This window comes from Enterocloster lavalensis (genome assembly GCF_046603895.1).
Taxonomy (GTDB): Bacteria; Bacillota; Clostridia; order Lachnospirales; family Lachnospiraceae; genus Enterocloster; species Enterocloster lavalensis.
This window is the reverse complement of record NZ_CP176637.1, coordinates 3,905,385-3,919,498: the sequence shown is the minus strand read 5'-3', so window position 1 is coordinate 3,919,498 and position 14,114 is coordinate 3,905,385. Positions and strand designations below refer to the sequence as shown.

Below are 14,114 nucleotides of genomic sequence, written 5' to 3'. Positions count from 1 at the left end.
GAAATTCTATCAAAAATTAGGAGGATTCACGAATGAATAAATTAGCTAAGCGGGCTGCCGCCGCTTTTTTATCCGGCCTTCTGATCATCGGCCAGGCAAGTCCCGCATGGGCTGTCCAGGATGATTCGAACTACGGACCAGGCTTTACCACAGCGGCGGAGAGCGAGTCTGCGCCCACGGATACACCGGCGGAGAACCAGGCCGACCCCAACGCCGGAACTACCGCGCCGGACGCCGGCGTTACCACTCCGGAAGATGCGGCTAACGCCCAGCAGGCGGCCGACGACACAGCCCAGGGCGATGCGGAAGCCGAGGCGGCCGCCAGATTCGCCGAGGAGGAGGCTGCCAGACAGGCGGTGATTGCGAACACTCCCTATGTCCAGATTCAGGTCTTAAGACCCGACACCACCTGGACCGATCCGGTGGTTGGCGACACACCGGTGACAGCGGACGAAGGCTTCCGCTCCGTGTCCATTTACCTCAACAACATCGTGGGCGACGTCCTGTACCGGACTTACACCGGAGCCCACGGCTGGAGCGATTGGGCCATGAACGGCGGCCACACCACCGTATGGGACGACGGCGCGCTGGTGGAAGCCATTCAGCTGCGCTTCAACGGTTTTGCCCGCAACAAGTTTGACATCTACTACTGCACCACCTTAAACGACGGCACGGAGCTGGGCTGGGCGCGCAACAGCGGAACAGCGGGCACCATGGGCACCGGAAAGGTATTAAAGGGCTTCCGCGTTTCCCTCTGGGGCAAGGACGTGGAGGGCGCTTCCTACAATATGGAAAACGCAGTGGAGGCGGCGTTCCCGGACGGCGTTCAGATTGTGGACGGTGTGGTTTCCTACACCAACGGCACCGGCGTTCCCTTCACCGGATGGGGATGGAACGACAAGGACCGCTACTACTTTGTGGACAACGCCCCTGTGACCGGCTGGCAGTACATCGACGGCTTCAAGTATTACTTTGACGAGACCGGAAAGCTGCTGACCGACTTAGAGCCCATCGTGGGCAACAACGGCCCGTTCCTCATCAGCATCAACAAGCAGATGAACTGCATGACCATTTTCGCCCAGGACGGCGCCAACGGCTTCATTATCCCGGTCAAGACGTTCCTGACCTCCACCGGCCCGGATACGCCCCTTGGAACCTTCCAGACGCCGGCCAAGTACCGCTGGCGCGATATGAACCACGGGATCTTCACCCAGTACGCAACCCGGATCTACAAGGGCTTCCTGATCCATTCGATCCTTTACAGCAGCCCGGATCCCATGACGCTGGACCCCATGACCTACAACTACCTGGGTATCGCCGAGTCTGCCGGCTGCGTCCGTCTGGTCTCCGGGGAAGCCAAGTGGGTGTATGACCACTGCGGCATCGGCACCACTGTGAATATCTACAACTCGGAAAAGCCCGGCCCCTATGACCGACCCGCCATCGAGCAGACAATTCCCGCGGATCAGACCTGGGATCCCACGGACCCGCTCTTTGCACAACAGTAAATCCAAACCGTAAAAACGGCGAGGAAGCAGCCACTGGAATTATCTTCCAGTGAATGCTTTCCTCGCCATTTTATATGCCCCGGGCATGGAACGCTCAAACCGCAGAAAGAAGCGGGTCCTGGGCGTAAGCTCCCTGTAATACCGGCGGTAGGCCGGGTTATATATCTCGTCGAACTTCTTCGTATTCACCATGGTGTGGTAGTAGGTCCGAAGGGCTGCGCTCTCAGACGCCTGATGAAACCGCCCGCCGGTGGCCCGGTCGAACTGTTCGTAGGTCCGCTTCATCCGCCGGTAATACGCGCTCTGCTTCCCCTCATAGTCGCCGCTCTTGCCCTCCACGGTCCAGGAACCGGCGACCCCCACGCGGTACGCGCTCATGGGCTCATCCATATAATAGCCGTATCCATTGGCCGCGGCCAAAAGCTGCAGGGGCGTGTCGCCCACCGGACAGTCCACGTAATAGTCGGGCAGTTCTTTCACCAGCCGGGCCGGAAAAGCCATGGAGGACATGGCGTAGCCGGAGGACTTGTCGATGATCTCCTCCGGGGGGATCACCCGGCTCTTCCGGTAGGGCCGCATCTGGCCCTCAGTCAGCGCCTTTCCCACCAGGTCGATCCGGGCGCTGTGGATACACAGCGTACAGTCCGGGTGGGCCTCCATATAATCCACCTGGCGCTGCAGCTTGTCCGGGGAGAGGAAATAGTCGTCCCCGTCGCACATGAAAATATACTTTCCCCTGGCCCTGGGAAAATTGAACGCTCCGCTGATGTTGTCAATACCCTGGGAATACTGGTTCTCCTTCTGAATCAGCGGCCGCACCTGGCCGGGATACCTTGCCTCGTACTCTCTTATGATCTCGCTGGTCCCGTCCGTGGAGGCGTCGTCGTGCACCAGAATCTCAAAGGCGAAATCCGTCTTCTGCATCAGAAAACTGTCCAGCGCCTTTCTGATATAATTCACATGGTTAAATGTAACGCAGTTGATGCTCGCCATCACTGTCTCAGCTTCCATCGTTCTCCCTCTCTCACCGCGCCCCGCCGGTCCCGGTAATATATTCCTCAAATTTTCTGGCAATATACATCTCTGTTATCTCCGCCCGGGTGTTGACCGGTTTTCCCTCAAAGCAGTGCAGGTGTTCCGTCACGCAGTCGTACCCGGCCATGCAGGAAAATTCCACCCCGCCCGAAAAACGGGGATTACACTCCAGCATGTGGTATTGCCCCCGGCTGTCCTCGATAAACTCTATATTCACACAGCCGTTCACGCCCAGCCAGCCCGCGATGCGCCCGCACAGCCCTTCCAGCTCCGGGTTCCGAAACACCCGCACCGACGTGCCAGCGCCGTTTAGCGTGCGCAGAAGCTCCCGGCGGCACACGGCCGCCCAGGCTCCGTCCGCTGCGTTTCGCACCACGTCCACCGTTATAACGTCCCCCTTTACCAGGGGCTGCACAATGTAATCCGATACGTCCCTTCCCTCCAAAAAGTGCTCCATCTCCCGAAGCGAGCCGATGAAGGTCAGTCCCTGGCTGCTCCGGCCGTTATAGGGCTTGCAGACCACCGGGTAGGAGAGGGCTTCCGGTTTTACCCCAAAGAGCGTTTGGGTGGGGATCACCGTGCCCGGCCGCTCCTCCTCCAGACGGCAGAACAGCTTCATTTTATCCCGGCAAAGCCCGATGCAGGCGTCCTCTGAAATGCACAGCGTGATTCCCCTGCCCGCAAATTCCCCGCGCAGCCGGCAGAGCACGTCGACCTCCACATCGGTCAGAGGCAGAATCCCATCCACCTTCTCGCGGGAGCAGATCTCCAAAAGAGCCTCCGGGTAAGCCTCCGCCTCGGTGGCGCGGGGCACCTGGTAGAACGCGTCCACATTGCCCGCGTCCACCACCCATTCCCGGGGATAAATATCGCAGCCGATCACCCGCATACCGTTTTCCCGGCACTTCTTTATGACGATATCCGCTGAAAAGGAACCAATCGCCGTTATCAATACTGTTTTCACTTTGTCACCTCACAAATTCGCTCTCACCATTGTACTATCTCCGTCCCATCCGCACGCTCACAAGATTAAAGAGATAGGTAAAGCTCTCCACCTTAAACAGCCACGCCAGCCCCCCATAGATTCCCGCTCCTGCCAGAATCTGGAGAATCAGCTTCATCCAGGGCCCGCCGGGCAGCGCAAACTGGAGCCCGTAGACCAGGGCGCACATCACCAGAGACAGGGCCATGGACGGCATGATATCCCTCCACTGGCTGCCGATGCTGTAGCCCAAAAGCTTCTTGTTGGGCCAGGCGTTGATAAAGGTGCTGAGGAAATCCAGCGCCGCCTTGATGGACACCAGAACAATGGGACTGTAGCGGATTCCCACCACCAGGCCCAAAATCCCCACGACCTTCTTGATCACCTCCAGCTTCAGGAACACGTCGCTGCGCCCCACCGCGTTGATGGCCTGGAGGTTGGTGATGTGGATCGGCCAGAAGGAGTAAGCCACGCACATAATCCGCAGATAGGGAACGCAGACCAGCCATTTTTCGCCCAGCAGCGCCAACACCATGGTGTCCGCCACGGCGAACAGTCCGAACAGCATGGGCAGCACCAGAAAGGAGCTGGTGCGGATGGCCCGGCGCACCATGCTGCGCACTTCGGCTGCCTCCCCCTGACGCGAGGAAAAGGCGGGCAGGAGCACGGCCTGGATGGCCGCTCCCAGGTTGTTGACGATCAGTTTGGGAAACTGATCTCCGCGGTTGTAGATGCCCAGCAGCTCTTCATTGTAAATTTTTCCCATAATAAGGCCGTACAGGTTATTGAACAGCGTATCGATCAGGGACGCCGCCAACAGCTTCCAGCCAAAGGACAGGATTCTCACAACCCGGACAAAGGAGCACACAAGCCCCGGTCTCCAGGTCACGGTCCAGAATAGGCAGACCATCAAAACCACGTAGTAGGAGAGCTGCTGCCCCACGATGGCCCAGATGCCAAATCCCGTGTAGGCCATCCAGATGCTGGCCGCGCCGGACACCACAACCGCGCAGATCGTGGCTTTAAACAGCCCCTTGAACTCCATTTTTCTGGAAACGTAAGCGGTCTGCACCGAAATTACGGAACCGGGAAACAAGACGAACGCCAGCACCCGCACGATGGGGACCAGCACATCGTTTTGGTAGAACCGGGCGATGGCCGGAGCCGCGAAAAACAGCGCCCCGTACATCGCCGCCGCAAGGCACAGTCCGAAATAAAATACCGACGAAAAATCCGTCTCGTCCGAGTTTTTCTTCTGAATCAGCGCCGTTGAAAAGCCGCTCTGCACCGTGACGTTGGCGAGGGTGATAAAGATCATCACAATCCCCACCAGCCCGTACTCCGCAGGCGTCAGCAGGCGGGCCAGCAGGATGGAGATCACAAATTGCAGGCCCTGCGCCCCAAAATTTTCCGATATTTTCCAAAAAAGCCCTTTGATCACCTGACCTTTGATTTCTGTTTCAGCCAATCTTTTATTTCCTTCCGTCAAACAATCATTCACCGCAGGCCGCCGGCATATTTCCTGTTTCCCCGCGCGCAGACGGCGCGGCGGCAAGCCCATTTCGCTCCCACCATTGTACTATGCGCGCCGTAAAATGTAAATCCCCTGTGTAACGCGATCCCGTCCCGCCACCCACAACAGATACGGCCCCGGCAGGTTTATATGCCGGGGCCGCGTGGTCCGTCTGTCTATGAAGTTTTATGCTCCCAGGCGTTTCTCTACGAGTCTGCACCAAATGGGCACGCCGTACTCCAGCGCCTTGGTGTCGATCACCACGTTGGGATTGTGGAAGCCCGGAACCGCGTCCGCGCCCAGTCCCAGATAGGTGGCTTTGCAGTGAAGCTTCTGGGCGTAGTAGTGGAAATCCTCTCCGCCGGAATTCTTGAAAATTCCGATGGAGCCGTCCTCGCCCAGCACGTCCTTTATGGTCTCCTCGGCCAGCTCGATCATACCCTGGTCGAACTCAGCCGCCGGAACGCCGTCCTTGGAGCGCAGAATGGCTTCCGCTCCCACCGCGGCCGCGGCGCCGGTCACGGCTGCGATGGCCCGCTCCTTGATGCGCTCGATCTCCTCGTTGCTCTCCGACCGGATGTCCATCGCCATAAACGCCTCGTCAGGAATATTGTTGTAGGTTTCCCCCGGCACCGTGATGTTGGTAACCTTGATGGAGCTGGGGATCGCCGGATTGACGCGGATCGCGTTGATAGCCTGCACCGCCAGGGAAGCGGCGTCCACCACGTTCACGCCCAGGTGGGGCTTGGAGCCGTGGCAGGTGACTCCCTTGATGGTGAATTCCATGATGCAGCTGGCGCAGTGGTACATGGCCGGGATGGCCTTGCCCAGACGGCAGTCCTGCTTGGGACGCAGATGCATGCCCACGATCTCCTCCACGTCGTCCAGCAGGCCGGAGTCAATCATACGCAGCGCGCCGTACAGGCGCTCCTCGCCGGGCTGGAAAATGATCTTTAACTTGCCCTTCTTCACCAGGTCCCGGTCATGGATCTCCCGGGCCGCGGCCAGCAGCATGGAGGTGTGGCCGTCGTGGCCGCAGGCATGGATCATGGTTTTCTTGCCGTCGATGATGAACTCCAGGGCATCCATATCCGCCCGCAGGCCCAGCACCGGCCCTTCTTTGCCGGAATCGATGGTGACGATGATTCCGGTCCCGGCCACGCCGGTTTTAATATCCTCAAAGCCGATCTTTTTCAGCTCCTCCAGCACAAAGGCCGAGGTCTTGAACTCCTCAAATCCCTTCTCCGGGATGGTGTGCAGATAATCGTACACCTGGTGGACATATGTAACGTAATCGGTTCTCTCTCCCATTTTGACTCTCCTTTTCGCGGACAAATTATACGATGAAATAGTTCATGATCAGCATTGCGACGCAGCCGTTCAGCGTGGCGGTCACAAACATGTGGGGATAATATCTGGTCTTCAAATCAGCGGTTCCCAGAAGCCGTCCCATAAACTGGATCTGCGCTCCGGAGAGCAGCAGCGCGGGCAGCAGAATCGCCACCTGGGGCTCGGTCAGCTGGCCTGCGGTAAACAGTCCCGCGATCACGCCCGCAGCGCCGCCCATGGAAAGGAAGATCGCCATCACGGCGGTGGCCGCCACGCCGGGCAGGCCGAAAATCCGCATCACCGGCGCGAACACCACGCCGATCACGTCCGCAAGACCCGTCAAATTCAAAATAATCGTCAGTGTAAATCCAAACAGCGTATTGGGAAGCATGGAGTTAAACGCAATTTTCAGTCCGTTGCGCGCTCCGTCCACAAACGCATCAATCACATTCCCCCGCTTAGCCTTCACCTGCTCTGCCATATTACTCGTCCTCCTTGTCAAACTTATTCAGATAGAACCTCAGCACATTCGCGCCCACAAATTTCATAATCAGAATCAATGCCAGCGGTTTGAAGATGGGAATATCCCCAATAAATGGGAACAACGCCGCGCCCGAGGCGAAAAAATTGGTGATCGCCGAAGCGCCCGAGAACTGGAACGCGCAGAATACCGCCTTCTGCTTCTCGGTGATGTAACCGTCGTCGCACAGACCCTTGGTCATGGATGCGGCCGCATCCGTGGACTGAAGGCTTGCGATCAGCGTCAGACCGCAGCTTCCCGGAAGACCCATGAGCGGTCTCATCAGGGGGCTTAACAGCTTCTGGGCCGCCTTCATGCCGTCCAGGTGGTCGATTACCTTAACCGCGCCCAAGGCCAGCATAACGCCCGGAACCAGGCTTAAACCGTACAGCCATCCGTCCCTGGGGCCTGTACCCGCGGTGCCGCGGAAATTCCCGGCCAGGGTTCCCGCGCCCTCGCTCAGGGTTCCCAGCTTTCCGAAGCTGCCCAGCACATTATTAAAATCCAGCGCCTTGAGGGGTCCGGGCGCGTCCTTCATCAGCCCTGAGAAAAACAGGATTCCCAAAAACAGCACCAGATACCCATACCATTTTACCTTTACCTCTTCTTGTTTCAGATTTTGACTTTCCATACTCCTCTTTGTATGACGGTTACATCATACGCTCCTTTCCTCATTGGTGGTTCACTTTATATCAAGCAAGTTTCATGCCAACTTTTAAACCGCACTAATTTTCACGGTATTCCCGCATTTTTCTCGCATTTTTTTCTTTCCCTCTCCATAAAAAATGGGTTTTTACAGGATTCATCCTATAAAAACCCATTCTCATCCTATTACTCTTGCATTCTCTCCGGAAACTCATTGTAATTAATGAAGCAGAATCATCCAATTCATCCGGGAGGGAGACCAGTGACGAACAAACGAAAACTGATATTGATCACCTACGACCAGTCCAACGGAACGCACTACCGCCGGGAGCTTTTGGACTTCTTCGGTGACGCCGTGGACATTGAAATCCACACCATATGCGAGGGGTTGGGAAACGGCTTGTCCGGAGACGCCGTTTTAACCCTCTCCCCCATCTCCAACAACCGCTTGACCCCACATTTAAAAGAAGAAATCGAGATCATACACGGCTCCAAGGTTCTGACCAAGGCCGCCTACCAGAGGTTAATGGATCTGCCCAAGGGCACCCGGGCCTTCCTCATCACCACCAACAAAACCGCCTCCTTCGACATGGCCACCTATCTGTATCAGATCGGCGTGAACCATATCGATTTCGTGCCCTTTTATCCGGGCTGCACCAGCGATCCGACCCTGGACATCGCCATCACCCCGGGCCAGACCCGTTTTATCCCTGAACACGTCCGGCAGGTGGTGGACCTGGGATGGCGTCGCATCTCCCTGGACACCTTCATGTCCCTGATGGTGGTGCTGCGCCTGAAAAATGAAGCCCAAATCGAACGCCTCTACCACCTGTCCCGGGATATCATGAGCCACGACTTTCTCACCACGCCCCTGGACAATGTGTCCCGGCTAAAGGATATGCTGTCCATGATGATCGACGAGATCGAGGACGGCATCCTGTTTCTGTCCAACGCCGGAAGGCCCATCTTTGAGAACAACGCCTTCCACTCCATGCTGAACTTAGACCCCGGGCTCCGGCAGTCCCCGGACCTGTTAAACTATCTGCCCGAGGAGCTGACCCGGCAGATGTCGGGGCCGGAGGCATTTGACCACAAAATCATCCACATCGCGGCCACCGGACAGGCTTTCACCCTGTCCAAGCGCAGCTTCTATTACTATAACAACCACAGCGGATTTCTGATCGTGCTCAAGGACGTTCAGAACATCGAAAAGCTGGAGCAGAAGATCCGCCTGGACTCGGTGAAGAAGAAATATACCGCCAAATATACGTTTTCCGACATTCTGGGCGACAGCCGGGCCATGTCGGAGTGTATACGGCACGCCCGGCGCATGGCGGCCACGGACTACCCGGTGCTCATCACCGGCGAAACCGGCACCGGCAAGGAGCTGTTCGCCCACTCCATCCACAACGCTTCCAGCCGCTGTGAAAAGCCCTTTATCGCCATCAACTGCGCCTCCCTTTCCCGGGATCTGCTGGAGAGCGAGCTGTTCGGCTATGAGGAGGGCTCCTTCACAGGGGCTAAAAAGGGTGGAAAAAAGGGCCTGTTCGAGTTCGCCCACACCGGAACCATTTTCCTGGACGAAATCGGAGACATGCCCTTTGACCTGCAGGCCCAGCTGCTGCGGGTGCTCCAGGAGAAGGAGATCCGCAGGGTGGGCAGCACCAGCACCATACCGGTGGACGTGCGGATCATCGCCGCCACCAACCGGGACTTGAAACAGATGATGGAGGAAAATCTGTTCCGAATGGATCTGTATTACCGCATCGGAATGTTCTCCCTCCATCTGCCGCCTCTCCGGGAGAGGCCCGGGGATATTCCCCTGTTGGCCGCCGCCATTCTGTCCCAGGTTCCCGGCTCCCATCCCATGAGCCAGGAGCTTCTTAAGACCCTGGCCGCCCAGACCTGGAGGGGAAATATCCGGGAGCTGAAAAACTGTGTGGAGTACATGGCCTACATGACGGACGGCCCCCTCTCCAGCCGGGACCTGCCTTCCGGCTACGTCCCCGGTCCTGAACCCGGCCCGGCCCGGGAGGTACCCCCGATCTTTCAGGAGCTGCCCCTGCGCAGCCGGAAGCTGTGCTTTTCCATCTTAAACGCCCTGCGCGAGCGCCCCATGGGCCGGACACGGCTGATGGAAGCTATGGGAAACAGCTTCACCGAGTACGAGGTGCGGACCATGCTGGAATACCTGACCGGGGAGGGCTGCCTGCTCCCGCGCAGGGGCCGCGGAGGCACCGCCTTAAGCCCTGAGGGAAACCGGATCGTCCTGGAATATTTAAATTCCGGCAAAAACGGATGAGGCCGCTTTCCCCCGCCTCAGTCCCCGATCATAAGCATCTGCCCCAGGGTCCGGAGCCACGTATTTTTCGTAAACCCGTATTTCAGGATCGTCCGGATGCGTCCGGCCCGCCCCATGCGGGGGATTTCCACAAACGCGTCCAGAAGTTCCTTCTGCTCTCCGCTCAGACGGTCCGCAAACAGCTCCTGCAGGCACCGGGCCTGGCCGAACATCCTCCGGTAGTTCTCCCTGGCCCCGCTGCCGTCCTCCAGGCGGTCCCGCATCCCCTGCAGATTGTCCCCTTTTTCCGCGCCCAGGGTGTTGGACCCGTGCTGGCGGTAGAGGTATAGGGGTTCCTTCACCCAGCCGATGGCCCCGAAACAGGAGGCCAGAAGGGCCAGCCAGGCGTCGTGCATCAGACACACCTGCGGAAGGTCCTTTAGCAGCTCCAGCATCGGCCGGTTGATCATCACCGCGCCTCCGGTCACATTGTTCTGGACCAGAAGCTGCGGCAGCGCGGTGCGCTCCGGGGAAATCTTCTGGTATTTAAAAAAGCTGTGGGCCACCACCCGCAGGTTTTCATCCACCACCGCCAGGTCCGAATGGACCAGCGCCGGAGTCCCCGGCTTAAGGCCGGCCTCCAGCTCCTGCATGCACATCAGAAGCTTCTCCGCCTTCTGCGGCAGCCAGACGTCGTCCTGGTCGCTGAGCATAAAGTAGTCCGCTCCGGCCGCGGCCACCGGCAGTTGATCCTTCACGGAACCGCTGTAACCGCATGCGGTAAACTCCTCTGCCGCTGCCGGCTCGCGTCCGGCAGCCGCCACGCCAGGCATGACCTCCGCCCGCGCCAGCTCCGAGAGAAGCCCCAAAAAGTGGGCCGCCGCGCCGCCCGAGGGCTTCTCCCGGCGGATTGCCGTCACTCGTCCCGGGTACCGGGCGCAGTATTCCTCCAGAATTTCCGGCGTCCGGTCCGAGGAGCAGTCGTCGGACACTACAATATGGATCCCACCCTGGCTCTGGGCCAGAATGGAATCCATCTGTTCTCTGATATAAGCTTCACCGTTGTATGCGGCTACCAGCACCGTGATCATGTCTGCTTTCCCTGCGCTTCCCGGCTTCAGCCAAACACGGCCTCCGCCTTCTTCATTGCGGACTCGATTACCTTGTCCATATCATAATACTTATACTCTCCCAGCCTGCCTCCGAAAATCACGTTCTCCTCGTTTGCCGCCAGCTCTGCGTACCTCTGGTACAGGGCCTGGTTCGTTTCGTCGTTGACCGGGTAGTAGGGCTCCATGCCCTCCTCCCAGCTCACCGGATACTCCCTGGTGATCACGGTCCTGGGCTGGGTTCCGAACTCAAAATGCTTGTGCTCGATGATCCGGGTGTAGGGAGTCTCCCGGTCCGTATAGTTCACCACCGCAACGCCCTGGTGGTTCTCCTCGTCCAACACTTCGGACTCAAAGCGCAGGGACCGGTACTCCAGCTTGCCGAAGCAGTAGCCGAAATAGGCGTCGATGGTGCCGGTGTAGACCACCGTATCGCCCATCGCGTCGTAGCGGGCCTTATTCTCCAGGTAATCCACACCCGTCTCGATCTCGCAGCCCGCAAACAGCTTGTCGATGATCACATTGTATCCGCCGATGGGAATTCCCTGGTACAGATCGTTGAAATAGTTATTGTCATAGGTGTAACGCACCGGCAGCCGCTTGATGATAAACGCGGGCAGCTCCCGGCAGTCCCGGCCCCACTGCTTCTCCGTGTAGCCCTTCACCAGCTTCTCATAGATGTCCCGGCCCACCAGGCTGATGGCCTGCTCTTCCAGGTTCTTCGGCTCCCCGGTCACCCCGGAGCGCTGCTCGTCGATCCTGGCCTTCGCCTGCGCGGGGGTGCACACGCCCCACATCTTGCTGAAGGTGTTCATATTGAAGGGCATGTTGTACATTTCCCCTTTATAATTGGCCACCGGGCTGTTGGTGTAGCGGTTGAACTCGGCCAGGGAATTCACGAACTCCCACACCTTTTTGTTGCTGGTGTGGAAAATATGGGCGCCGTACTTGTGCACATGGATGCCCTCCACGTCCTCGCAGTACACGTTTCCGCCGATGTGGTCCCGGCGCTCCAGCACCAGGCAGGTCTTCCCCCGCTGCTTCGCGTACCAGGCAAACACCCCCGCGTACAGTCCGCTTCCCACCAATATATAGTCGTAATGCTTCATCTGTTAATCTCCTTTCCGGATCAAAAAACCGGCGGCCACAGCGCAACCGCGGACAGCCTTTTCGCTCCCATCATTGTACTATGCGCGCCGGAAAAAGTAAATCCCCTTATTCCTGGATGAATGCCCGGATGACTTCCCGAATGACCGCCGAATGACCGCCGAATGACCGCCCGAATGGCCGCTTGGGTAATCGCTTGAGTAATCGCCTGGACCACCGCCTGAATGCCCGCCGCCCCGTCCCCCATGCCGCCGTGGGAAAATGCCTCCGGCCCAAAGATCCGGTCCCCGTGAACCTCACAGCATCAACAGCAGAGCCCCTGTGATGAGCACCAGACTGATCACAATGGACAGCGAATTGATCGCGCTGGCCAGACCCACGTCCCCCTCAATCAAACCCGTGTACGCCGGGGACGACGATGCAATGGGGCTGAAGGCCAGTATCACCAGCGCCTGCCGATACTCCAGGCCGATGGGAAGCAGAAACATATAAACGGCCGCCAGGGCTGCGGACACCCCGTAGCGGATCCCCAACGTCTTCACAATCCGGCCGGTCTGGCTTCTGCTCCCCGAAACTTTAAAGCCCACGCCGATCATCAACATGGCCATAAACGAGTTGGCGCCGCCCACGATTCCGCTGAAATTCACCACACATTCCGGCAGCCGCCAGTGCAGCAGGGACAAGATAGTCATAAACAGGTATGTGTCAAAGGGCACGGACCGCAGCATAGTCCTGACGATATTCCGCACGGAAAATCCGCCCTTCTCCCCCTTGGCGATCACCGCCAGACTGTACGAGCCGCCCAGGCAGACAAAGGCGTTTCCGGTGTCGAACAGGCTTGTGGCCGCCACCCCCATGGGCCCCAGAAATCCCTGGGCGAAGGGCATGGTAAAATTGCCGATGTTGTAACCCGACAGATTCAGGATATCGAATGCCCGCGAATCCCGGCTCTTATGCGCATTGAGCGCCAGAGCCAGCAGAATTAAAAACGCGCCCCCCCCCCCCCAGAAATCCAGGCAGCGCCAGCCCCAGCATGGAGGGGTCCAGCTCTATTTTCGAAAAATTGGTCACAATCGCCGCGGGCAGCGTAATCTTTAACACGATCTTTGACAACAGGCCAAAATCGCTCTCTTTAAAAAAGCCGGCCCGCCTGAGACAATACCCCATTGCAATGATTGCCACAAACGAGGCGGCTTTCATCAATATCTCCGCCATCTCTTCCTCCCCATTCCGGAGCGTTTTGCTCTGTCAGCACTGAACCGTTTCCCGGAATCTTATTTGACCCGATGGGCTAAATCGTAAAAAGCGAATTTGTCCGGCCTGTGCCTGGACTGGGTGAACTCAAACATCACGCCGTCCGCGTTGTAGGTCATGCTGCTAACCACCGCCAGACAGTTGTAATCCCCCAATTCCAGATACATCTCGTCGATCTGGCTGGCCCGCTCCACCGTCACCTTGCGCTTGGTGGTCACGATGTTTTCCCCCAGCTCCTGCTCCAGATAAGCATAGATGGACTGCTCCGCGATCTCCGGCGTCAGGTCCCGGGCCACCTCCTTCAGAAAATAGTTGTGGTCCAGAATCAGCGCTTCCCCGTCAATGTATCGAACCCGCTGGATGTAGTAGATCTCCTCCCCCACCGGGAAGGTGGTCCTGGCGCTGATCCGCTGGTCCACCGTCAGCTCGGCAAAGCACACCACCTTTGTGCGGTATTCCTTCTGATTGCGGGCAACGGCCTCCTTCAGGCTCTCGATGCCGCTCAGCATAAACTCCGAAAGCTGGCCCGGCTGGTAAATAATCCGCACACCCTTGCCGTGCAGGCTCTGAACGTATCCCTCGTCCGCCAGCCGGCCGATGGCCCGCCGCACCGTATTGCGTGAACAGCCATACTCCTTCACCAGCGTATTTTCCGAGGGGAGCAGCTCCTGAAAACCGTACTCCTGCTGCTCGATCCGCGTTCTGAGCTCGGCGTATATCTGATCATATTTTGTCTTGGCCATGTTTTTTGTCTCCCAACTTGTTTATACAACTAATCCTATCATATTTCTTGTTCTATGGCAAGTCTGGGGTGGAAGAAGAAGGGGGCGC

Annotated in this window: 13 protein-coding genes; 2 read left to right on the top strand and 11 right to left on the bottom strand. The window is 58.0% G+C overall.

The window, feature by feature from the left end; genetic code table 11:
- The first annotated feature begins 32 nt into the window (after positions 1-32).
- Positions 33-1,508 (top strand): L,D-transpeptidase, encoded by a 1,476-nt coding sequence (locus ACK2JC_RS17530; RefSeq protein ID WP_092370796.1) that lies wholly within the window; start codon positions 33-35, stop codon positions 1,506-1,508.
- A 39-nt stretch (positions 1,509-1,547) separates the two neighbouring features.
- Here the strand turns inward: ACK2JC_RS17530 and ACK2JC_RS17525 are convergent, their stop codons facing one another.
- From ACK2JC_RS17525 to ACK2JC_RS17500, 6 genes are all read right to left on the bottom strand, one after another.
- A complete protein-coding gene (locus ACK2JC_RS17525) occupies positions 1,548-2,519 on the bottom strand; it encodes a glycosyltransferase (RefSeq protein WP_107434253.1) in 972 nt (323 codons plus the stop codon).
- A 13-nt stretch (positions 2,520-2,532) separates the two neighbouring features.
- A complete protein-coding gene (locus tag ACK2JC_RS17520) occupies positions 2,533-3,507 on the bottom strand; it encodes an ATP-grasp domain-containing protein (RefSeq protein ID WP_320938137.1) in 975 nt (324 codons plus the stop codon).
- A gap of 34 nt (positions 3,508-3,541) precedes the next feature.
- Complete coding sequence (locus ACK2JC_RS17515) at positions 3,542-4,993, bottom strand: lipopolysaccharide biosynthesis protein (RefSeq protein ID WP_233460824.1); 1,452 nt, start codon at positions 4,991-4,993, stop codon at positions 3,542-3,544.
- A 231-nt stretch (positions 4,994-5,224) separates the two neighbouring features.
- The gene (locus tag ACK2JC_RS17510; protein WP_007706514.1) at positions 5,225-6,349 is read right to left on the bottom strand and encodes a M20 peptidase aminoacylase family protein; all 1,125 of its coding nucleotides are present in this window, start codon (positions 6,347-6,349) and stop codon (positions 5,225-5,227) included.
- A gap of 25 nt (positions 6,350-6,374) precedes the next feature.
- On the bottom strand, positions 6,375-6,848 hold the full coding sequence (locus ACK2JC_RS17505; RefSeq protein WP_092370826.1) for a YjiG family protein: 474 nt from the start codon (positions 6,846-6,848) through the stop codon (positions 6,375-6,377).
- Between the two features lies 1 nt (position 6,849).
- Positions 6,850-7,518, bottom strand: a complete 669-nt coding sequence (locus ACK2JC_RS17500) for a nucleoside recognition domain-containing protein (protein WP_092370829.1) — start codon at positions 7,516-7,518, stop codon at positions 6,850-6,852.
- 276 nt (positions 7,519-7,794) lie between these two features.
- Between ACK2JC_RS17500 and ACK2JC_RS17495 the strand changes: the two genes are divergently transcribed.
- Positions 7,795-9,834: a sigma-54 interaction domain-containing protein gene (locus ACK2JC_RS17495; RefSeq protein ID WP_368271180.1), complete on the top strand. Its 2,040-nt coding sequence runs from the start codon at positions 7,795-7,797 to the stop codon at positions 9,832-9,834.
- 17 nt (positions 9,835-9,851) lie between these two features.
- Here the strand turns inward: ACK2JC_RS17495 and ACK2JC_RS17490 are convergent, their stop codons facing one another.
- The 5 genes from ACK2JC_RS17490 to treR form a co-directional block, all read right to left on the bottom strand.
- Complete coding sequence (locus ACK2JC_RS17490; RefSeq protein ID WP_320938139.1) at positions 9,852-10,904, bottom strand: glycosyltransferase family 2 protein; 1,053 nt, start codon at positions 10,902-10,904, stop codon at positions 9,852-9,854.
- Positions 10,905-10,930: 26 nt separating this feature from the next.
- Positions 10,931-12,031: a UDP-galactopyranose mutase gene (gene glf, locus ACK2JC_RS17485; protein WP_092370835.1), complete on the bottom strand. Its 1,101-nt coding sequence runs from the start codon at positions 12,029-12,031 to the stop codon at positions 10,931-10,933.
- Positions 12,032-12,325: 294 nt separating this feature from the next.
- On the bottom strand, positions 12,326-12,880 hold the full coding sequence (locus ACK2JC_RS17480) for an AEC family transporter (RefSeq protein ID WP_411337515.1): 555 nt from the start codon (positions 12,878-12,880) through the stop codon (positions 12,326-12,328).
- Positions 12,881-12,980: 100 nt separating this feature from the next.
- A complete protein-coding gene (locus tag ACK2JC_RS17475; RefSeq protein WP_411337514.1) occupies positions 12,981-13,244 on the bottom strand; it encodes a hypothetical protein in 264 nt (87 codons plus the stop codon).
- A gap of 59 nt (positions 13,245-13,303) precedes the next feature.
- On the bottom strand, positions 13,304-14,026 hold the full coding sequence (treR, locus tag ACK2JC_RS17470) for a trehalose operon repressor (RefSeq protein ID WP_092370841.1): 723 nt from the start codon (positions 14,024-14,026) through the stop codon (positions 13,304-13,306).
- Positions 14,027-14,114: the final 88 nt, after the last annotated feature.